Origin of the sequence: Leifsonia sp. NPDC077715, assembly GCF_040686855.1 — a bacterium.
In the GTDB taxonomy this organism is placed as follows: Bacteria; Actinomycetota; Actinomycetes; order Actinomycetales; family Microbacteriaceae; genus Leifsonia.
Map to the genome: position 1 here is coordinate 594792 of NZ_JBFBOG010000001.1, position 19778 is coordinate 614569.

Consider the following 19778-nt stretch of genomic DNA (forward strand, 5'->3'; position numbering starts at 1 on the left):
CGCCAGGTCGCGGCGCACCGCATCCACTGTTCGGTCGGCTCTAGCTCTTGACGTTGAGCAGCGAGTCGAGCTTCTTGTCGTACTCCTGAGCGAGCGCCTTGAGGTCGGACGCGTCACGGATCTTGGAGAAGAACTCCTCCATCACGTTGCCCGCCTCGACCGCGGCCCAGCCGGGGGCGGCCGGTGTCAGCTTGGAGTTCGACGCCGACTCGATGAGCGCCTTCGCGAACTGGTCGTCGCCCAGCGAGGAGGTGTACTTCGAGTTGGCCGGGCCGAGGCCGTTCTGGCCGAGCATCTCCTGGTACTCCTTCGAGAAGATGATCTTCAGGAGGGTCTTCGACAGGCCCGGCTCCTTGGTCTTCGCCGAGATGCCGATGTTGGAGCCACCGGCGAACACCGGGGCCGGCTTGCCGTCGTTGCCCGGGAGCACGTAGGTGCCGAAGGTGGCGTCGTTCCAGGTACGGACCGGCTTGCCGTCCTTCTGGGACAGGTCGCCGATCGACCAGTGCGCCCAGCCCGGAGCCATGATCGTCGCGGCGGCGAGCGAGGTGTCACCCGTCTTGTTGCCGTCGGCGTCCAGCGTCTGGTCGGTGTCGTTCAGGTAGATGTACTGGTTCGAGTCCTTGGCGTCGTTGGGCGCCTTGGATGCGTTCTTGTACAGGTCCTGGAGCTGCTGGAGGCCCTTCAGCGAGTTCTCCGACTCCAGGGTGCCCTTCCACTTGCCGTCCTTCTGCTGGGCGATGTCCCCGCCGTTGGCGAAGATCCAGGAGATGCCGTCGCGCCAGTCCTGACCGCCGAGGAAGAAGCCGGAGAAGTTGGAGATGTTCTTCGGGTTCTTCGCCGTGATGTCCGCCACCGTGGTGTTGAACTGGTCGAGCGTGGTCGGGACGGTCACGCCGGCCGCCTGGTAGACGTCCTTGCGGTAGAACATGTAACGCGAGCCGAAGTAGTACGGCAGCGTGTAGTTCTTGCCGTCGACCTTGCCCGCGTCGACGAACGACTGCAGCAGGTCGCTGCCGCCGAGCTCCTTGTACATGTCGGACACGTCGAGGAACGCGCCCACGTTGGTGAACGTCGGCGACTGGGTGTTGCCCATCTCCGTCACGTCCGGCGTGTTGTTCGCGTCGGGCAGCGCGGTAGTGAGCTTGGTGACGATGTCGCCCCAGTCCTGCTGCTCGATCTTGAGGGTGGCCCCGGTCTCCTTGTTGAACTCCGTCGTGAGGTAGTTCCGCAGCTTGTCCGGGGTGTCCGAGCCGACGAGCCACAGCGTGACCGTCTTGCCCTTGCCGTCGGTGCTGGCTCCGGTGGAGGAGCCTCCCGAGGCGCATCCGGCGAGCACGAGAGCGGAAGCCGTAGCCACAGCGGCGAGGCCGACGAGCTTTCTCTTCATTGCTGGTTCCTTTCGTGATGGTCAGTGTGTGCGGCTGCAGCACACCGGCGGTGCAGGGGTCAGGTTTCGGGCGGTGCTGTGTGTCATGAGACCCCGAGTCGTCCGGAGAGGACGAGAACGGCCGCGCCGCGCAGGACGATGTCCTGCCCTTGCGTGGTCATCCGGACGGACAGGTCGGCGTGGTTCTCCGCCATGGTCCGGTTCCGGAGCGTGTGGACGGTCGCTTCGGCGAGCGGTCCGTCGAGCAGTTCGGTCGGACCCGCGAGCACGATCTCCGACAGGTTGAGGGCGCCCACGACGGGCGCGAGGGCGATGCCGAGGCGCTGGCCGGCCTCGCGGAGCACGGGAGTCGCATCCTGCCCGGCCGAATGCGCCTCATGGATGCCGCGCTGCAGCTGCGGGACGCTGAGCCAGTGCTCGAGCACCTGGTCCCGGTTGTACGTCGTGTCGAGCCCGAGGTCGGTGCCGACCATGACCTGGCCGATCTCGCCCGCCGCGAAGTGGCTGCCGTAGACGAGGGCCCCGGCGACCAGGAGCCCGGCGCCGATGCCGTGTCCGACGCGGATGAGCATCATGTCGCCGGCCGCTCCCCCGTAGGTGTGCTCGGCGAGCGCCGCCGCGTTCGCGTCGTTGGCGACGACGACCGGGTGGCCGGTGCGGTCGGCGAGGTGCTGCTGCAGCGCCAGGTCGGTCCAGCCGAGGTTCGGGGCCGTGAGGATGGTGCCGCTCAGGTCGACGACACCGGGCGAGCCGACCCCGATGCCGAGGATGGGCGCGGTGGCGTCCGCGACGAGGGTGTCGACGAGCGCGTCCACCTTGGCGAGGGCCGCGTCGCCGGTCGCGTCGTCGAGCATGACCTCTCCGGACGCGATGATCGCTCCATCGAGGTCCATCACCGCCCCGCGGAAGCGGTCGTGGTCGCTGAGGTCGACGCCGACGATCTGGTGGGCGCTGCGGTTGATGTCGAGCAGGACCGCGGGCTTTCCGGGGCGGGCCGATTCGCGCTGGCCCAGCTCGATCACCAGGCCCTCGGCGAGCAGTTCGGCGACGAGGTCAGAGACCGTGACGCGGGTGAGCCCCGTCTCGCGGGCGAGGTCCGCGCGGCTGCGCTCCCCCGAGCGGTAGAGCGTCTGCAGGACGAGCGAGCGGTTGTGGCTGCGAGCGTGCTCCGGCAGAACCTTGGCACGCGGGCGGAGAACCCGTCCCGGGCCCAGCCCACCGGTGCTTCCCTGCACCTCGGTCGTCGTCATGTTTGTTAGTAAAGCTTACGAACAAATGAAATGCAAGCGACGAAACGAACTCGTTACATGCGGCTCCTCACCCCAGCAGGGCTTCGTGCGCGAGGTCCAGGAGCCTGCGGGCGCGGAACTCCTCGTGGGCGGTGATCGTGAGAACGGCCCCGCGGGCGTCGTTCACGACCACGTACTGCCCGTACCGCCCGTCGAAGCGCCACAGCCCGGACGGCCCCTCCCAGACGGCGATGCCGTAGCGGTCGGTGGCCGGGTCCTCCCCCGTGTCGACCCAGTCCGCGTGCATCGCGTCGATCCACTCCGCGCTGACGATGCGTCGCCGCCACCATTCGCCCCGGTCGCGCAGCACGCGGCCGATGCGCGCGAGCTCGCTGGTCCGCAGCTGCAGTCCCGTGCCGCCGACGATGTAGCCGAGCGGGCACCGCATCCACTGCGGGTTGTCGATCTCGAGCGGACCGAACAGGCGCGGCAGCAGCCAATCGCGCACGTCGCCGACCCGCGCGGCCAGCATCCGCATGGCGACGTACGTGCTGGCGTCGGAGTACTGGAAGTGCGTTCCCGGCCCGCGGCTCGGACGCCGCAGCATCTCCTGTGCGAGGTCGGGCCCGGGCACGGGCTGGTCGCCGAACCAGACGAAGTCGATGCCGCTGGTCATGGTCAGCAGGTCGCGCAGGGTCACCCGGTCGACGCCGTCGCCGAGTTCGAGCTCCGGCAGCGCCTCGGCGACCGTCGTGTCGAGCGACAGGATGCCCTCGTCGACCGCGATCCCGGCGGCGAGCGCGCTGACGCCCTTCGACACGGAGTACAGGTTCTCGCGGTCGTCGCTGCGCCAGCGATGCTCCGCCTCGTCGTCGCCGACGAGCGCGTGAGCTCCGTACGCGCCCTGACCCTCCTGATCCACCGAGCGGACGAAGCGGGCCAGGAGCAGATCGGCGTCGGTCATGCCTCCATTCTGACCCGGGCCGGTGACAGTCGGCGCGGGGCGCGGGACTACGCTCCTGGCATGACCGACGCCTCCCGCACCTCCACCCGCACCCCCTTCTCGCTCGCCGGATCGCGCGCGCTCGTGACCGCCGCCAGCCGTGGCCTCGGACGCGAGATCGCGCTCGAACTCGCCGGGCAGGGGGCCGACGTGATTCTCGGTGTGCGGGATCCGGACGGCGTCGCGGAACTCGTCGACGAACTGAGCGCCTTCGGCGTGAAGGCGACGGCGATCCGGATGGACGTGCTCGACCTGCCCGCGTGCCGCACCGCGATCGATGCCGCCATCGCCGAGCTGGGGCCGATCGACATCCTCGTCAACAACGCCGGCGGCGGGATCGACGCGCCGGCCCTCGAGGTGACCGAGGAGGACTTCGAGCACGTCTGGGCGCTCAACACCCGGTCGACGTTCTTCCTGTCACAGCACCTCGCGAAGAGCATGCGCGAGAACGGCGGCGGCTCGATCGTCAACGTCGCTTCCCAGGCCGGCCTCATCGCGCTGCCCGGCGAGGCGTCCTATTGCTCGGCGAAGGTCGCTGTCGTGCACCTCACCCGCTGCCTCGCGGTCGAGTGGGGCGAGTACGACATCCGGGTCAACGCCGTCGCGCCCACGTTCATCGAGACCGACGGGACGGCCGCCGCACTGTCCGACGACGCGTTCCGCGCCGACACCGTCGAGCGCATCGCCGCCCTCCACCGCATCGGCGAACCGCGGGAGGTGTCAGGCGCCGTCGCGTTCCTCGCGTCGCCGTCGGCCTCCCTCATCACCGGCCAGACCCTCGCGATCGACGGCGGCTGGACCGCCCGCTGACCCGTTAAACGATTCGTGCCGAATGTGCGCTATTCGTCACGAATAGCGCACATCCGGCACGAATGCGGCGGGGGTCAGCCCAGGCGCGCCTTCAGGTTCTCGGCGATCGCGTCCAGGAACTCCTCGGTGGTGAGGAACGTCTGGTCCGGGCCGACGAGGAGCGCGAGGTCCTTCGTCATCTTGCCCTCCTCGACCGTCTTCACCACGACGTCCTCGAGGGTGTGGGTGAAGTCGATGAGCTCCTGGTTGCCGTCGAGCTTGCCGCGGTGCGCGAGGCCGCGCGTCCAGGCGAAGATCGAGGCGATCGGGTTCGTCGAGGTCGGCTTGCCCTGCTGGTACTGGCGGTAGTGACGGGTGACCGTGCCGTGCGCGGCCTCCGCCTCGACGACCGAGCCGTCCGGCGTGGTCAGCACGGAGGTCATCAGGCCGAGCGAGCCGAAGCCCTGCGCGACAGTGTCGGACTGGACGTCGCCGTCGTAGTTCTTGCAGGCCCAGACGTAGCCGCCCTCCCACTTGAGGCTGGAGGCGACCATGTCGTCGATGAGGCGGTGCTCGTAGGTGAGGCCGGCCGCGTCGAACTTCTCCTTGTACTCGGCGTCGAAGACCTCCTGGAAGAGGTCCTTGAAGCGGCCGTCGTACGCCTTCAGGATGGTGTTCTTGGTCGACAGGTAGACCGGGTACTGACGGTCGAGACCGTAGTTGAACGAGGCGCGCGCGAAGTCGCGGATGGACTCGTCCTGGTTGTACATGCCCATCGCGACACCGGCGCCCGGCGCCTGGTAGATCTCGAAGGACTGCGCCTCGCCGCCGTCGGCGGGCTGGAAGCTCATGGTGAGGGTGCCCGGGCCGTCGAAGACGAAGTCGGTGGCGCGGTACTGGTCGCCGAAGGCGTGACGGCCGATGACGATCGGCTTGTTCCAGCCGGGGACGAGCCGCGGGATGTTGGAGATGATGATCGGCTCGCGGAACACGACGCCGCCGAGGATGTTGCGGATCGTGCCGTTCGGGCTGCGCCACATCTTCTTGAGGCCGAACTCCTCCACACGCGCCTCGTCCGGCGTGATGGTGGCGCACTTGACGCCGACGCCGTGCTTCTGGATGGCGTGGGCCGCGTCGATCGTGATCTGGTCGTCGGTCTCGTCGCGCTTCTGGATGCCCAGGTCGTAGTACTCGAGGTTCACGTCGAGATACGGGTGGATGAGGGATTCCTTGATCGCCTTCCAGATGATGCGCGTCATCTCGTCGCCGTCGAGTTCGACGACCGTTCCTTCGACCTTGATCTTGTCCATGGTTCTCCTGAGTCTGTGCCGTTTGAGCCGACGACAGCTTACCCGAGCCGGAGAACTATCTTGACATCGAGACACTTTCTCCCGGCGAATCGTCGGCTGGGAGGGAGCTATGCCGCGGTCGTACGCGCACGTTACGCTTTCGTCATGGCTGAGTTGAGACTGGAAGAGTTGAGCGCGCGGACCGTCGTGGCGGCCAACGCGCTGACGCTGAAGCCGGGCCAGGAGCAGTTCGTCGCTCCGGTCTCCTACTCGGCGGCGGCCGCCATCCCGGACCCGAACACCTCCTGGCAGCGCGTGGTCCTCGACGGCGACGACGTGGTCGCGTTCATCATGGGCAGCTTCGACCCGAACGCCGAGCACGAGGAGTTCAAAGCCATCCTGTGGCGCATCAACGTGGATGCGGACGACCAGGGCCGCGGCATCGGGACGTTCGCCGTCCGGGCCCTCGCCGAGGAGGCCCGCCAGCGCGGTCTGCAGCGCCTCTACGTCATCTGGGAGTCGGGCGAGCTCGGCCCCGAGCAGTTCTTCCTGCGCAGCGGGTTCCAGCCGGTCGGCGAGACGCAGTACGGCGAGACGGTCGGTGCCCTCGAGCTCTGACGACGCCTCCAGCGAGGCGTCCGACGACGTCCCGTTCGTCGAGCGCGTCCTCGAGGTCGTCGACGCCATTCCGCCCGGGCATGTCATGACCTACGGCGACGTGGCCGCGACTCTCGGCTCCCGCGCGGCGCGGATGGTCGGCCAGATCATGGCGTACTACGGCGGCTCCGTGCCGTGGTGGCGCGTCGTGCGAGCGAGCGGACACCCGCCCGCGAACCACGAGCACATCGCTCTCCAGCACTACCGCGCGGAGGGCACCCCGCTTCTGGGGGTGGGCACCGCGGCGTACCGGGTCGACCTGCGGGCCGCCCGCTACGATGGCGCGGGGAGTCATCCCTCCGACCGATGATCCCCTCAGTTTCGTCGTGTTGACTTGCATCACATTCATTCACCGTTCCCTGGAGCTGCCGTGCCCCGCATGCGTACCGCTGGAGTCATCGCGACGACGATCACGCTCGCCCTGGCCCTGTCCGGATGCTCGGTGATCACCGCGTTCGAGCCCCACGTCTCGGCCGAGATCTACGACACGGCGAAGGACATGAAGGCCGCCGACACCGCCGTCTTCGGCTCGCCGACGTTCGTTCCGGACGACGCCACCATCATCCGCGTCGACTACGACACGCAGGACGGCTCCGCGATCATGACCTACGCGTCGAAGACGCATGTGGCCCCCGGGACGTGCGCGAAGGAAGTGCCGGTGCCCAAGCCGACCATCCAGGACAGCTGGTGGCCCGTGGACGGCCTCCCGGCCAAGGCCGGCGACTGCGGCGGCGGCTGGTCGGCCTTCGCCATCGGCGACCAGGTCTACGCCGCGAAGGCGTCCCACTCGTCGTAGGCCCCGGGAGCCGGGTTCAGCCGACCGGGATGGTCAGCTCGATGATCGTGCCGAGGCCCGCGACCGACCGCACGTCCGCCCGTCCGGAGACCGTCTCGACCCGGTCGCGGATGCCCTCGAGGCCGCCGCCCGGCTCGATGCGGGCGCCGCCCTGGCCGTCGTCCTTGACCACGACCGTGACCGTCGTGTCCGTGCGCGTCACCGAGACCGAGCAGTTGCGGGCGCGGGAGTGCTTCGCCGCGTTCGCCAGCGCCTCGGAGACGCAGTAGTAGATCGTCTCCTCGACGACCTCCGGCAGCCGATCCCCCACGTCGACCTGCACCTCGACGGGCAGGTGGCTGCGCATCCCGAGTTCGTCGATCGCCGAGCGCAGGTCGCCGTCGGTGAGGACGGTCGGGTGGATGCCTCGGGCGAGCTCCCGGAGTTCGCGCAGCGCGTCGGCCAGCTGATCGGAGGCGCGCTGCAGGTCGCCGGCGAGCTCTTCGTCGCCGTGGGCCTCCGCCTTGGCGGTCGCGATCCGCAGGCTGATCGCCAGCGAGACGAGCTGCTGCTGGCTGCCGTCGTGCAGGTCGCGCTCCAGGCGTCTGCGGGCGAGGTAGCCCTCCTCGACGAGGCGGAGGCGCGATTGCCGCAGCTCCTGGATGGTGCGCTCCAGTCGTGCCCGCAGGCGATCGTTGTCGACCGAGAGCAGCAGGGCGGAGGACACGGCGTCGAGCAGGCGGTCGTCCTGGCTGAGCGCGACATCGTGCTCGATCAGCGCGATCGGGCCCTGGTCGGAGTCGATCGCGAGTGTGGACCGGCCCGGCCGTGTCGCCGTGACCGCGTCCTCGGCCGGGATGCCGTCGCTGGTCTGGTACGCCTGCAGCGGCTCGTCCCACCAGAACACGCGCAGGGACGAGTCGTGCAGCGTCCGCGCGAGGCTCGACTCCCACAGCCCGCGGTCCACCTTGTCGCGCGCGACGATCACCAGGTCGGCGACGCGCGACCGCAGGCCGCGCGCGTACAGCACGCCCCCGACGAAAGCCGGCGGGATGAGCGCGATCGCGACCGGCGGCACGAACTGCAGCCAGCCGCCGTCCCATCCGAGCGCGAAGCTCAGCGAGTCCTGAATGGTGCCGAGGCACCAGAGCAGGATGGCCAGCGGCATGACGAACGCCACCCGGCGCGCGGGCAGCGAGCTCGTGAACCAGCGCGCGATCAGCCGGGCTGCGACGGTGAGCATCAGCGCCAGCCCGACGATGCGCCAGCCGATCCCGAGCCAGTAGTCCGCCGTGTCGCTCGGCAGCACCGCGTACGGGTTGGTGGCGCACCCGCATTCGGCGGCCTCGGGCGACGAGAACAGCAGGATGCCGCCCAGCCGGATCGCGAACGCGACCGTCACGGCGAGCACGAGCGCACGGTCGAAGCGCGCCGTCAGCCGTCCGGTCGGATAGCAGAGCACCAGGATGCCGACCAGCACCGCCCACAGGTCGGTGACGCCCTCGACCCACGGCCAGACCCATCCCCATTGCCGGACGAGCGGGTACCAGGCGCCCGCGGACCAGAACAGCGCGGCGCCGACCATCAGCCATCCCGCGATCGGGCTGCGGACGAGCCGCCACGCCACGACGCCGCAGACGATGTAGTCGAGCGCGACGGCGATGAAGACGATCGCCCACCCGGCCCCGGACGGGCGCGGGCCGTAGTCGTTCAGCATCGCGCTCATCACCTGAGCCAGCACGTTGGACGCGATCGCGATCGTCACCGCGAGGGCACGGAGGGTCAGCCGGGCCCAGTGCGGACGCGCGGCGGGAGCGGCGATCTCCGTCCGCGAGGGTGCCGGCCGCGTGGCGACCATGGGGTCAGACGTCCCGGCCCAGGAAGCGCAGCACGGCGAGCACGCGGCGGTGCCCCTCGGCCGAGTCCTCGACGTCGAGCTTCGCCATGATGTGGCCGATGTGGGACTCGACCGTGCGGAGGCTGAGGTGCAGCTCGCTCGCGATGCCGACGTTCGACTTGCCCTCCGCCATGAGCCGGAGCACGTCCCGCTCGCGCGACGACAGCGACTCGACGGCGGCCTCCGACGACCGGGCGTTGACCAGCAGCTGCACGACCTCCGGGTCGACGACGGAGCCCCCGCGGGCGACCGTGCGGACAGCGGTGACGAGCGTGTCCGCGTCGGCCACGCGATCCTTGAGCAGGTAGCCGGTGCCGCTGCCCGCGCTCATCGCACGGATGGCATAGGCGGCCGTCGTGTACATCGACAGCAGGAGGATGCCCGCGCGCGAGCCGTCGGCGCGCAGCCGCTCCAGCGCCCGCAGACCCTCGTCGGTGTGCGTCGGCGGCATCTTGATGTCGAGCACGATGGCGTCGACGTCCTCGCCCGCGACGGCGTCGAGGAGCTCTTCGGCCGTGTCGACGGACGCCACCACGTCCATCCCACCCGCGCGCAGGATCTGACCGATCCCCTCGCGCAGCAGCACTGCGTCGTCGGCGACGGCCACCCTGAGCGCGCGAGAACTGTCTGTCTGTCCCCCGCTCACGCCGCTTACACTAGCAGGCTGCGGATCGCCTCACCGCTCAGCTCCTCCTTGGTGATGAAACCCTTCGCGCCGCTGTCCGCGACCCGCCTGCCGTAGTCCGTCGCGGACCGGCTGGAGGTGAGCACCACGGCCACTCCGAAGGCCCGCATGACGGGCACGATGTCGAAGCCGCTGGCGTCCGGGAGGCCGATGTCGAGGAGTACGACATCGGGCGTGAGGCGCCTACTCAACTCGACGCCTCCGGCGGCGGTGTCGCTGTCGCCGACCACGGTGAACCGTTCCAGGCGGAGCAGTTCCGCAGCCTGGGCTCGGAACCGCTCGTGGTCGTCGACGATCACCACACGGAGGGACATAGGGACATCTTCACCGCACCAGCCCGGTTGTTCATCCGTGCCTCCACGCAATCGGATTGTCGTGACCCCCCGGATGCGGGCCACCACGGCCACGACGAGTATGTGAGACAACCTCACCGACCCGAACGGCGAGGTTCCCCGGCCCGGGATGCGGGCCGAGACCACCCGAGGAGAGCGGGATGTCCATCGCGACCCGAACCGCCGGCCCGACCGGCCCCGGCGCACTGCGTGCGGCGGCCGAGGCGGTCACGATGGACCATCCCGCTCCTCCCTCGCCGGTGGTCGTGATCGACCTCCCGCGCGTCGCCGACCGCTTCCGCGAGCTGCGCGGGTTGCTGCCGTGGATGGACGTGCGCTTCGACGTCTCCTCCCTCGCCCATCCCGCCCTGCTGACCGCCCTGGCGGCGGACGGCGCCGGGTTCGTGGTGTCGCACGACTCCGGCCTTCCGGTGCTGCAGCGCAGCGTCCCCGAGGCGCGGCGCGTGCTGTACGCGACGCCCGGAGCGCGGTGGCCGCGACGACGTTCCGCATGGGAGGCGGGTGTGCGCCGGTTCGTCGTGGACGACGCCCGCGACCTGGACGAGTTCGCAACCGCCCCGGCGGGCACCGCGGTCCTCCTCCGCCTGCACCCGGACGACGCCGTCGAGGCGGTCCGCTACGCGCAGGCGCTCGGCGTCCGCGGTCGTCGCGAGCGGCCGCATCGCCGGCATCCTCGGCGAGCGCGTCGAACTGCTCGACCTCGGGGAAGCGCTGTCCGGCCCGATGGCCGGCCCGTCCGCGCACGTCGCCGCGCTCGGCCGGAGCATCCGGGGGCTGGTCGCCCCGGCGACCTCGCGCATGACCGTCATCGCGTCCGCGGGCCGCTCGGTCACCACGGACGCCATCACCATCGTCTCGGGAACCGCGGAGCGCTATGCCGACGCGGCGACCGCGAGCGAGTACATCGACGCCGGCGCGGAGGTGCTGATGCTGCGCCGCCGTCGCCGCATCCTGCGCCCCGCGCGCGCACGATCCACCTGGTCCCCGGCGGGCTGACTCGACCCCTCCCCCGCCGGCTCCTGGCCGGAGACGGCCGCGGGGACCACGAGAAGGCTTCCCGTGGTCCCCGCGAGACCGTCGCCGCCGCCCGCTACACGAGCGAGTCGCGCCAGGCCGCGTGCAGCTGGGCGAAGCGCCCGGTGCCCGCGATCAGGTCGTCGGGCGTGCCGTCCTCGACGACGCGTCCGTGCTCCATCACCAGCACCCGGTCGGCGATCGCGACCGTGGACAGGCGGTGCGCGATGATCACGGCCGTGCGGTCGGCGAGCAGCGTCTGCAGCGCCTCCTGCACCAGGCGCTCGCTCGGGATGTCGAGCGAGCTGGTGGCCTCGTCCAGGATGAGCACCGCCGGGTCGGCGAGGAACGCGCGGGCGAACGAGATCAGCTGCCGCTGACCCGCGGACACCCGGCCGCCGCGCTTGTTCACGTCGGTGTCGTAGCCGTTCGGCAGGCCCTCGATGAACTCGTGGGCGCCGACCGCCCGGGCCGCGTGCACGATCTCGTCCCGCGTCGCGTCCGGCCTGCCGAGCGCGATGTTGTCGGCGACCGAGCCGCTGAACAGGTACGCCTCCTGCGTGACCATGACGATCGCCCGGCGGAGGTCCTTCGGGTGCAGGTCGCGCAGGTCCACGCCGTCGAGCGTCACGGAGCCCTCGCTCGGGTCGTAGAACCGCGAGATCAGCTTCGCCAGCGTCGACTTGCCCGCACCCGTCGAGCCCACCAGCGCGACGGTCTGCCCGGCCGGGATGTCGAGCGTGAACTCCGGCAGGATGACGCGGTCCTTCTTGTAGGCGAAGGTGACGTCGTCGAACCGGACGTGGCCCTGCGACGACCACAGGTCGACCGGCTTCACGGGATCCGGGACGCTCGGCTCCTCCTCCAGGACGCCCGAGATCTTCTCGAGCGCGGCCGCGGCCGACTGGTAGGAGTTGTAGAACATCGCCATCTCCTCGATCGGGTCGAAGAACCGGCGCGTGTACAGCAGCACCGCCAGCAGCACGCCGATGGCGAGCTGGCCGTCGGCGACCCGGAAGCCGCCGACGAGCAGCACGACGCCGACCGCCACGTTGCCGATCATCACGAGGCCGGGGTCGAAGATCCCGAACAACTGGATGACGCGCGCGTTGACGTCCCGGTAGTCCTCGACCAGGCCGCCGAACTCCTTCTCGTTGCGCTTCTCCTTGCGGAACGCCTTGACCGCGCGGATGCCGGTCATGGTCTCCACGAAGTGCACGATGAGCTTCGCCGACGCCACCCGCGAGATGCGGAACAGCACCTGCGAGCGCTTCTGGAACCAGCGCGTGAGCAGGTACAGCGGCACGAGGGAGCCCACCAGCACGACGCCGCTCTGCCAGTCGAGCGCGAACAGTGCGATCGCGATGAACAGCATGTACAGCACACCCTGCACGAGCTGGTTGATGCCCGAGTCCAGCAGCTCGCGGATGGAGTCGAGGTCGCTCGTCTGGCGCGAGATGATCCGGCCGGACGTGTAGGACTCGTGGAACTCCAGCGAGAGCTTCTGGGTGTGCAGGAACACCCGCTTGCGCAGGTCGATCAGGATGGCCTGGCTGATCCGCGCGCTGAGCACCGTGTACCAGGCGATCAGCACGGCGCCGATGACGCCGGTGATCAGGTACGCGATGCCGGCGGCGGCCAGCGGGAACCAGTCCTGCTTGAGCAGCGCGGGCAGGCCGTTGTCGATGCCGTACGCGATGATCGCGGGGCCCGCGACCTGGGCCGCGGTGCTCACCACGACCACGACCGCGGTCAGGACCAGCCGCATCCGCAGTGGGTGCAGCAGCGAGCCCAGCAGGCGCAGCGAACGGCGCCGCACCTGGCGGCTCTCCTCCTTGTTGAGGTCGTTGCGCTCTTCGCCCTCGACGCCCAGCACAGTCGTCGTGCTCACAGGTTCACCTCCTCGAGGATCTCTTCGTTCTCGTCGTCCTCCAGGCTGGAGATGACGAACCGGTAGTGCTCGCTGCTGGCGAGCAGGTCGTGATGGGTACCCACCGCGGTGACCTTGCCGTCCTCCAGCAGGGCCACCCGGTCGGCGAGCATCACCGTGGACGGGCGGTGCGCGACGATCAGGGCGGTGGTGGAGGCGAGCACCCGGCGGAGGGCGGCCTCCACCAGTGCCTCGGTGTCGACGTCCAGCGCGGAGAGCGGGTCGTCGAGCACCAGGATGCTCGGGTTGGCCGCGACCGCACGCGCGAGCGCCAGGCGCTGGCGCTGACCGCCGGACAGGCTCAGGCCCTCCTCGCCGACCTTCGTCTCGACGCCCTCGGGCAGGTCGTAGACGAAGCCCGCCTGCGCCACCTCGAGCGCTTCGGTCAGCACCCGCTCCGCCTCGGCCGAGGCGGGGTCCAGGTCGTCGCGGCCGAGCAGGACGTTATCGCGCACGGATGCCGAGAACAGCGTCGCGTCCTCGAACGCCATGGCGATCGCCTTGCGCAGGTCGTAGCGGGTCAGGTCGCGCACATCCACACCGTCGACCTTCACCGCACCGCCGGTCACGTCGTACAGGCGCGTGGTGAGGGCGGTCAGCGTCGACTTGCCGGAGCCGGTCAGACCGACCAGCGCCATGGTCTCGCCGGGGCGCACGGTCAGCCGGATGCCGTCCAGCAGGTCCGGGAAGCGCTCGGGCGAGTCCTGGTACCGGAAGTGCACGTCGTCGAAGACGAGCTCGCCGCGCGGATCGGTGATCTTCTTGGGGTCGGCGGGGTCGGTGATCGTGTTGACCTCGTCCATCACCTCGAAGAAGCGGTCGGCCGCGGTGCGCGTGTCGAACGTCATCGAGAGCAGGAAGCCGATCGACTCGATCGGGAACCGCAGCACGGTCGCCGTCGCGAAGAACGCGACCAGCTCGCCGACCGACAGCTGCCCCTGAGAGGACAGCCAGACGCCGACGACCAGGCAGATGGCGAACGCGACGTCCGGCACGAGCAGCAGCCAGAGCCAGATGCCGGCGATCGCCTTGGCCTTCTCGATCTCGGTGCCGCGCAGCTGCTCGGCCTGGGACTCGAAGCTCTTCAGGGCGTGCTTGCCGCGACCGAACGCCTTGAGGACGCGGATGCCGTGCACCGACTCCTCCACCGCCGTCGCGAGGTCGCCCGCCTGGTCCTGGCTGCGGCGCGCCACGATTGAGTACTTCTTCTCGAAGACGAAGCCGTAGATCCACAGCGGCACCGAGAGCACCAGGAAGATGGTGCCCAGCACCCAGTTCCAGCCGATCAGGATGGCGAAGCCGACGATGATCGTGACCACGTTGACGACGAGCAGCACGATACCGAACGACAGCCAGCGCCGGATCATGCTCAGGTCGCTGACGGCGCGCGACAGCAGCTGACCGCTCGGCCAGCGGTCGTGGAAGGCGACCGGCAGGTCCTGCAGCTGCTCGTACAGCGCGTTGCGCATCCGCGCCTCGACGTGGGTGCCCGGGGTGAGCACGAACCAGCGGCGGAGCGAGATGAACACGGCCTCGGCGGCGCCCAGGCCGACGACCAGCAGGGCGGCCGGCCACACGGCGGCCGGATCGCCGGTCGACAGCGGGCCGTCGACCAGCCACCGCAGCACCTGCGGGATGCTCAGCGCGACCAGGCTGGCGAGCAGCGCGGCCACCATGCCGAGCAGGATGCGGGGTGCGGCGGACTTGGCGAACGGCAGGATGCGCAGCAGTGTGCGCAGGGTGCTCTTCCGCTGGGTGTCGGTGTTCTTCTGTGCCGGGGCGACAGACATGGGTATTCCGTTTTCTGTGAGTGGTCCGACGTGGAGTCGGCGGCGACGCGCGTCGAGGAGTCGCCGAAGGCCTGCCGACGGTGGCAGACCTCGTGTGAGATGCGGCAGCGCGCGAAGAGCGCGCGGGTGGTGGGCGGGACCTACCGCCCGGACGGTCGGGCTGTGACCGCGAGCGCGGCGACGGACCCGGGCACGGTGTTCTTTCGTGCGGTCTCGATCGTCGTCATGGCGTCCTCCCAGCCTCGATGTATGCGTCCTGTGTGCCGCGACAAGGCAGCCCTACAGGATATTGCCAGGTTGCAGGATTCCGCAACACTTTTCTTCCCGGACACGCAAAGCGCCGCCTCGGCGGAAGCCGGGCGGCGCCTCACGGAGTGACCGCGGTCAGCGGATCCGGATCGACAGGCAGGTGACGCAGCCCTCGAGCTTCTCGAACTCCGAGATGTCCACCTGGACGACCGTGTAGCCCAGGCTCTCGACCAGCGCCACCGACTGCGGAGCCGACGACGACATGAGCACGGTGTCCTCCGAGAGGACGACGACGGCGGTGCCGTGCGCCTCGGGGACCGGCAGGAAGCGCTCGAAGAGGCGCGGCTCGTCCACGATCGGCTCGTAGCCGATGACCGTGCCGTCGGGCAGCGCCGTGACCGCGGTCTTGAGGTGGAGCGCCTTGGTGACCGGCACCGCCACGACGGTGTAGCCGAGGGGCGTCACGATGGCGCGCAGCTGGCGGATGCCCTCGGGGTTGGTGCGGCCGCCCTGGCCGACGTACACGGTCGAGCCGATCTTGAGCACATCGCCGCCTTCGAGCGTGCCCGGCGCCTCGATGCGCTCGAGTCGCAGGCCCTGCGCGCGCAGCGCGGCCTCGGTCCCGGCCGGCTCCGCCTGGCGCGACTCGGCGCCCGGCAGGGTGATGACCGCGGTGTCGCCGAAGACGACGGCGGTGTCCTCGACGAAGACGGAATCCGCGAGGCGGTCGGCGCTGGCGACCTCGACGGTCTGCCAGCCGGCCTCGGACAGCGCGGCGACGTAGGCGTCCCACTGCTTGTCGGCGAGGTCGGTGTCGACCGGCTCGCGGTCGATGTGGGTGGTCAGGCCGTCGGCCAGGTTGGAGGCCGGGATGCGGACCAGCGCGATGCGGCGCTCGGTCCGCTCCCCGCCCTCGATCGTGCGGAAGACCGCGTAGCCCGCGGTCGGGAAGGCGATGGCGACGGACAGCCAGAACGGCAGGTTGATTCCGATGAACGAGCCGAACAGCTGGCCCCACGCATCGCCCGAGAGGGTGACCTTCAGGACTGTGAACAGGATCAGGGTGCCGAGCACCGTGCTCACCAGGGCGACCACGATGCCCGACACCACCGCGATCCACCGCCGGTCGAACGCCCCGAGGAGCCCGGCCGCGAAGCCGAGCACCAGGGCGACCAGCGCGTTCCATCCCACGTACGGCGTCGTGTTCGCGAGCGCCGACGAGTTGAGCTGGCTGGCCACCAGGATCACGAACGTCGAGGCGACGAACGCGATCGCGGCGACGGCGACAGCGGCGGAGATGGATGCGGCGAGCCTGCGGCCCCAGGAAGACGTCATGGGATCCAGGCTAGCGGAGCGCTGCTATGCGTTCGCTGGCTCCAGAAGCCGGCCGAGGGCCAGCTCCTCCGCGGCCTGCAGCGTCGTGACGCCGTGCTCTTCGGCGGCGCGGAAGATCTCGGCGACGGTGTCGCCGATCCGCTCCACGCGCTCCTGCGTCGCCTCGGCGGTGACGCCCGGCTCGGACATCATGTCGAGGAAGATCACGCCGCCCGCGTTCACGACGAAGTCGGGCGCCCAGAGGATGCCCCGCGCCGCCAGCCGCTCGGCCCCGGAGCGCTCGGCCAGCTGGTTGTTGGCGGGCCCGACGACCGCGGCGACCCGCAGCTCGTCGATGACGCGGTCGGTCAGCACGCCGCCGACGCCGGCCGGGACGAACAGGTCGCCCTCGACGCGGTGCGCCTCCTCCGGCTCCACCCAGGTGGCGTCGAGCGCGTCGGCCAGGGCGCGCTTGGCCGGGTTGACGTCCGTGACGGTTAGCACGGCGCCCTCGCCCGCCAGTCGCATGGCGATGATCGAGCCGACGTGACCGAGGCCGAGCACGGTGACGCGGCGGCCGGCGACGGAGCGGGTGCCGAACGCGCGCTCCAGCGTGGCGAGCAGCCCGGCGTAGACGCCTGCCGCGGTCGCGTCGCTCGGCTCTCCCACGCCGCCCTCCGACGGCGGAAGGCCGCAGACGTGCGCCGTGCGGGAGGCGACGACGGACATGTCCTCGGCGCTCGTGCCCACATCCTCGGCGGTCATGTACATGCCGCCCAGCGTCTCGACGGCGTCGCCGAGGTCGAGCATCGCCTCGTAGCGCTCGGTCGGGGTGAGGACGGTCCCGCGCGGGACGTAGACGACCGCCTTGCCGCCGCCGCGGTTGAGACCGGCCGCGGAGTTCTTCATCGTCATGCCCTCGGCGAGGCGCAGCGAGTCGGCCACCGCCTCCTGCCAGGAGTCGTACGTCCAGACGCGGCAGCCGCCGAGGGCGGGGCCGAGCACGGTGGAGTGGACCGCGATGCTGATCGTGAGACCGCTCCGCCTCCCCTTCACGACGTGCAGTGTTTCGTGCGGCAGGTCTGCGGGCAGGACGGACATCGGTGTCTCCTCGTGGGATCGCGGTGAAAAAGGTTCAGCGGTCTTGTGGACCGCCGTCCATTCTCCCCTGCCTGCGAGGGCGCCGCAATCGGCGCGCGGGCGTCAGTGGAAGAAGTGCCGCTCGCCGGTGAAGTACATCGTCACGCCGGCCGCCTTCGCCGCCTCGACGACCTCCTCGTCGCGGATGCTGCCGCCCGGCTGCACGATGGCGCGCACCCCCGCGTCGATCAGGATCTGCGCACCGTCGGCGAACGGGAAGAACGCATCCGATGCCGCGACCGAGCCGCGCGCGCGGTCGCCCGCACGCGTCACCGCGAGATGGCAGGAGTCGACGCGGTTGACCTGTCCCATCCCGACGCCGACCGAAGCACCGTCGTGGGCGAGCAGGATGGCGTTCGACTTGACCGCGCGGCACGCCTTCCACGCGAACTCGAGGTCGGCGCGCGTTGCGGCGTCCGCCTCCTCCCCCGCGACCAAGGCCCATCTCTCGCTCGTGAACTCAGTGAACCGGTCGGTGTCCTGCACGAGGACCCCGCCGGAGATCTGCCGGAACTCGGTCAGCGCCCGCGCGTAGTCCTCGGGCAGCTGCAGGATGCGCAGGTTCTTCTTGGTCTGCAGCAGCTCCAGGGCCTCGGGCTCGTAGCCGGGCGCGATCAGCACCTCGGTGAAGATGCCCTTGACCGTCTCCGCCATGGCCAGCGTGACCGTCCGGTTCGCGGCGATCACGCCGCCGTACGCCGACACCGGGTCGCATTCGTGCGCCTTGCGGTGCGCCTCGGCGATGTCGTCGGCGATCGCGATGCCGCACGGGTTGGCGTGCTTGATGATCGCCACCGCGGGGTGGTTGAAGTCGTACGCGCTGCGCAGGGCGGCGTCCGCATCCACGTAGTTGTTGTACGACATCTCCTTGCCGCCGAGCTGCGTCGCCTGCGCGATGCCGTGTCCGGCCGGGTCGGCGTAAAGCGCGGCCGCCTGGTGCGAGTTCTCGCCGTAGCGGAGCGTCTGCTTCAGCTCGGCGCGGGCCTCCCAGCGCTCGGGGAAGTCGTCCGTGGACGGCGCCTCACCCGCGAACCAGGCCGCGACGGCGCCGTCGTACGCCGCGGTGTGCGCGAACGCCTTCGCGGCGAGCGCCTGACGCTGCTCGAAGGTGGTGCCTCCGGCGCCCACGGCCTCGATCACCGTTCCGTAATCCGACGGCGAAACCACGATGGCCACGTTCGCGTGGTTCTTCGCCGACGCGCGCACCATCGCGGGGCCGCCGATGTCGATCTGCTCGACCACGTCGTTACCGACCGCGCCCGAGGCCACGGTCTCGACGAACGGGTACAGATTGACGACGACGAGCTCGAACGGCTCGATGCCCAGGTCCTTCAGCTGCTCCTCGTGCGAGGCGAGTCGCAGGTCGGCGAGAAGGCCCGAGTGGATGGCCGGGTGCAGCGTCTTGACTCGGCCGTCGAGGGATTCGGGGAACCCGGTGACGTTCGCCACATCGGTCACCGCGAAACCGGCGTCGCGGATGGTCTGCGCGGTCGAGCCGGTCGAGACGAGCTCCACCCCGGCCCCGGCGAGCGCGGCGGCCAGGTCGAGCAGCCCCGACTTGTCGCTCACCGAGATCAGCGCCCGGCGAATCGGGACGAGATCCCGCTCGCGGTACAGGCTGGCGTCGTGACGGGGTCCGCTCATGCTCGGGCAAGCTCCTCGAGGTCGATGTGTCCGTTGGCGATGTCGAGGACGGCGTCGATGAGCAGCCGTCGCTCCACGGGTTTGATGCGCTCGTGCAGCGCCGCCTCGGTGTCCCCGGGCAGCACCTCCACGCGCTCCTGGCTGATGATGGGGCCAGCGTCCACTCCGTTGTCGACGACGATGAGGCTGGCGCCGGTCTGCGTCACGCCCGCGGCGAGCGCATCCCTCACCGCGTGCGCGCCGGGGAACTCGGGCAGGTACGCGGGGTGCGTATTGATGAGGTCGGGCGACAGCGCGTCGACGACGCGCGGCGGCACGAGGCGCATGAAACCGGACAAGATGGTGAGGTCGGGCTCCCACAGCCGGATCTGCTCCAGCAGGGCGTCGCCCCACTCCTCCCGGCTCGGATACGAGGTGTACGGCACCGTGAACGTCGGGATGCCGAAGCGCTCGGCGTGCTCGAAGCCGTCGGCCTCGCGGTCGGCCCCGACGGCGACGACCCGCGCGGGGAACTCGGCGTCCTGCGCCGCCTCGAGCAGCGCGCGCAGATTCGAGCCACCGCCGGAGATCAGGACGACAATCGAGAGCACCCGTCAAGCCTAGCGGCGGACAGCGGGGCCGGGATGCGCG

Annotated in this window: 18 protein-coding genes and 1 pseudogene; 6 read left to right on the forward strand and 13 right to left on the reverse strand. The window is 70.1% G+C overall.

Going from position 1 to position 19778, the window contains the following annotated elements; all coding sequences use genetic code 11:
• Positions 1-40: 40 nt before the first annotated feature.
• The 3 genes from AB0P25_RS02925 to AB0P25_RS02935 all read right to left on the reverse strand — a co-directional run bounded on the left by AB0P25_RS02925 (position 41) and on the right by AB0P25_RS02935 (position 3583).
• Positions 41-1390, reverse strand: a complete 1350-nt coding sequence (locus tag AB0P25_RS02925; RefSeq protein WP_363805296.1) for an extracellular solute-binding protein — start codon at positions 1388-1390, stop codon at positions 41-43.
• 83 nt (positions 1391-1473) lie between these two features.
• Positions 1474-2640 (reverse strand): ROK family transcriptional regulator, encoded by a 1167-nt coding sequence (locus AB0P25_RS02930; protein ID WP_363805298.1) that lies wholly within the window; start codon positions 2638-2640, stop codon positions 1474-1476.
• Positions 2641-2707: 67 nt separating this feature from the next.
• On the reverse strand, positions 2708-3583 hold the full coding sequence (locus AB0P25_RS02935; protein WP_363805300.1) for a serine hydrolase domain-containing protein: 876 nt from the start codon (positions 3581-3583) through the stop codon (positions 2708-2710).
• Positions 3584-3643: 60 nt separating this feature from the next.
• Here AB0P25_RS02935 and AB0P25_RS02940 point away from each other — a divergent pair, with 60 nt between their 5' ends.
• Positions 3644-4432, forward strand: a complete 789-nt coding sequence (locus AB0P25_RS02940; protein ID WP_363805301.1) for an SDR family NAD(P)-dependent oxidoreductase — start codon at positions 3644-3646, stop codon at positions 4430-4432.
• 74 nt (positions 4433-4506) lie between these two features.
• Here the strand turns inward: AB0P25_RS02940 and AB0P25_RS02945 are convergent, their stop codons facing one another.
• Positions 4507-5721 carry an NADP-dependent isocitrate dehydrogenase gene (locus tag AB0P25_RS02945; RefSeq protein WP_363805303.1) on the reverse strand — a complete coding sequence of 405 codons (1215 nt, stop codon included), beginning with the start codon at positions 5719-5721 and terminating at the stop codon, positions 4507-4509.
• A gap of 144 nt (positions 5722-5865) precedes the next feature.
• Here AB0P25_RS02945 and AB0P25_RS02950 point away from each other — a divergent pair, with 144 nt between their 5' ends.
• The 3 genes from AB0P25_RS02950 (at position 5866) to AB0P25_RS02960 (ending at position 7153) form a co-directional block, all read left to right on the forward strand.
• A complete protein-coding gene (locus tag AB0P25_RS02950) occupies positions 5866-6318 on the forward strand; it encodes a GNAT family N-acetyltransferase (RefSeq protein WP_363805304.1) in 453 nt (150 codons plus the stop codon).
• The gene (locus AB0P25_RS02955) at positions 6302-6667 is read left to right on the forward strand and encodes an MGMT family protein (protein WP_363805305.1); all 366 of its coding nucleotides are present in this window, start codon (positions 6302-6304) and stop codon (positions 6665-6667) included. Before AB0P25_RS02950 ends, AB0P25_RS02955 begins: the two co-directional genes overlap by 17 nt.
• Before the next feature lie 69 nt (positions 6668-6736).
• On the forward strand, positions 6737-7153 hold the full coding sequence (locus AB0P25_RS02960; RefSeq protein ID WP_363805306.1) for a hypothetical protein: 417 nt from the start codon (positions 6737-6739) through the stop codon (positions 7151-7153).
• Between the two features lie 16 nt (positions 7154-7169).
• On the opposite strand, the gene AB0P25_RS02965 is transcribed toward AB0P25_RS02960, so the two are convergent.
• Genes AB0P25_RS02965 through AB0P25_RS02975 form a run of 3 tightly spaced genes read right to left on the reverse strand, consistent with a single transcriptional unit; the run spans position 7170 to position 10028 of the window.
• Positions 7170-8990: a histidine kinase gene (locus AB0P25_RS02965; RefSeq protein WP_363805308.1), complete on the reverse strand. Its 1821-nt coding sequence runs from the start codon at positions 8988-8990 to the stop codon at positions 7170-7172.
• A gap of 4 nt (positions 8991-8994) precedes the next feature.
• On the reverse strand, positions 8995-9675 hold the full coding sequence (locus tag AB0P25_RS02970; protein ID WP_363805309.1) for a response regulator transcription factor: 681 nt from the start codon (positions 9673-9675) through the stop codon (positions 8995-8997).
• A 5-nt stretch (positions 9676-9680) separates the two neighbouring features.
• Positions 9681-10028, reverse strand: a complete 348-nt coding sequence (locus AB0P25_RS02975; protein ID WP_363805311.1) for a response regulator — start codon at positions 10026-10028, stop codon at positions 9681-9683.
• Between the two features lie 344 nt (positions 10029-10372).
• On the opposite strand from AB0P25_RS02975, the pseudogene AB0P25_RS02980 reads away from it, so the two are divergent.
• Both AB0P25_RS02980 and AB0P25_RS02985 read left to right on the forward strand, forming a co-directional pair.
• Positions 10373-10627: pseudogene (locus AB0P25_RS02980) on the forward strand (hypothetical protein); the annotation flags it as partial.
• Positions 10569-11063 (forward strand): hypothetical protein, encoded by a 495-nt coding sequence (locus AB0P25_RS02985; protein WP_363806249.1) that lies wholly within the window; start codon positions 10569-10571, stop codon positions 11061-11063. The pseudogene AB0P25_RS02980 and the gene AB0P25_RS02985, both read left to right, overlap by 59 nt.
• Positions 11064-11157: 94 nt before the next feature.
• Here AB0P25_RS02985 and AB0P25_RS02990 read toward each other — a convergent pair whose 3' ends face one another.
• From AB0P25_RS02990 to purN, 6 genes are all read right to left on the reverse strand, one after another.
• Positions 11158-12972, reverse strand: a complete 1815-nt coding sequence (locus AB0P25_RS02990) for an ABC transporter ATP-binding protein (RefSeq protein WP_363805313.1) — start codon at positions 12970-12972, stop codon at positions 11158-11160.
• Positions 12969-14801 (reverse strand): ABC transporter ATP-binding protein, encoded by a 1833-nt coding sequence (locus AB0P25_RS02995; protein WP_363805314.1) that lies wholly within the window; start codon positions 14799-14801, stop codon positions 12969-12971. Before AB0P25_RS02995 ends, AB0P25_RS02990 begins: the two co-directional genes overlap by 4 nt.
• A gap of 384 nt (positions 14802-15185) precedes the next feature.
• Positions 15186-16385, reverse strand: coding sequence for a dimethylargininase (ddaH, locus tag AB0P25_RS03000; protein ID WP_363805315.1), 1200 nt, complete (start codon positions 16383-16385; stop codon positions 15186-15188).
• Between the two features lie 24 nt (positions 16386-16409).
• On the reverse strand, positions 16410-17465 hold the full coding sequence (locus tag AB0P25_RS03005; RefSeq protein WP_363805317.1) for a Glu/Leu/Phe/Val dehydrogenase dimerization domain-containing protein: 1056 nt from the start codon (positions 17463-17465) through the stop codon (positions 16410-16412).
• Between the two features lie 102 nt (positions 17466-17567).
• On the reverse strand, positions 17568-19148 hold the full coding sequence (purH, locus tag AB0P25_RS03010) for a bifunctional phosphoribosylaminoimidazolecarboxamide formyltransferase/IMP cyclohydrolase (RefSeq protein ID WP_363805318.1): 1581 nt from the start codon (positions 19146-19148) through the stop codon (positions 17568-17570).
• Entirely contained in the window at positions 19145-19738 is a 594-nt protein-coding gene (gene purN / locus AB0P25_RS03015) for a phosphoribosylglycinamide formyltransferase (RefSeq protein ID WP_363805319.1), read from the reverse strand. Before purN ends, purH begins: the two co-directional genes overlap by 4 nt.
• Positions 19739-19778 lie beyond the last annotated feature (40 nt).

Coding starts and splice junctions, on each gene's coding strand:
- ddaH (WP_363805315.1), bottom strand. CDS start 16,385: ATGACGTCTTCCTGGGGCCGCAGGCTCGCCGCATCCATCTCCGCCGCT.
- AB0P25_RS02930 (WP_363805298.1), bottom strand. CDS start 2,640: ATGACGACGACCGAGGTGCAGGGAAGCACCGGTGGGCTGGGCCCGGGA.
- AB0P25_RS02925 (WP_363805296.1), bottom strand. CDS start 1,390: ATGAAGAGAAAGCTCGTCGGCCTCGCCGCTGTGGCTACGGCTTCCGCT.
- AB0P25_RS02975 (WP_363805311.1), bottom strand. CDS start 10,028: ATGTCCCTCCGTGTGGTGATCGTCGACGACCACGAGCGGTTCCGAGCC.
- AB0P25_RS02965 (WP_363805308.1), bottom strand. CDS start 8,990: ATGGTCGCCACGCGGCCGGCACCCTCGCGGACGGAGATCGCCGCTCCC.
- purH (WP_363805318.1), bottom strand. CDS start 19,148: ATGAGCGGACCCCGTCACGACGCCAGCCTGTACCGCGAGCGGGATCTC.
- AB0P25_RS02995 (WP_363805314.1), bottom strand. CDS start 14,801: ATGTCTGTCGCCCCGGCACAGAAGAACACCGACACCCAGCGGAAGAGC.
- AB0P25_RS02935 (WP_363805300.1), bottom strand. CDS start 3,583: ATGACCGACGCCGATCTGCTCCTGGCCCGCTTCGTCCGCTCGGTGGAT.
- AB0P25_RS03005 (WP_363805317.1), bottom strand. CDS start 17,465: ATGTCCGTCCTGCCCGCAGACCTGCCGCACGAAACACTGCACGTCGTG.
- AB0P25_RS02950 (WP_363805304.1), top strand. CDS start 5,866: ATGGCTGAGTTGAGACTGGAAGAGTTGAGCGCGCGGACCGTCGTGGCG.
- AB0P25_RS02940 (WP_363805301.1), top strand. CDS start 3,644: ATGACCGACGCCTCCCGCACCTCCACCCGCACCCCCTTCTCGCTCGCC.
- AB0P25_RS02960 (WP_363805306.1), top strand. CDS start 6,737: ATGCGTACCGCTGGAGTCATCGCGACGACGATCACGCTCGCCCTGGCC.
- AB0P25_RS02945 (WP_363805303.1), bottom strand. CDS start 5,721: ATGGACAAGATCAAGGTCGAAGGAACGGTCGTCGAACTCGACGGCGAC.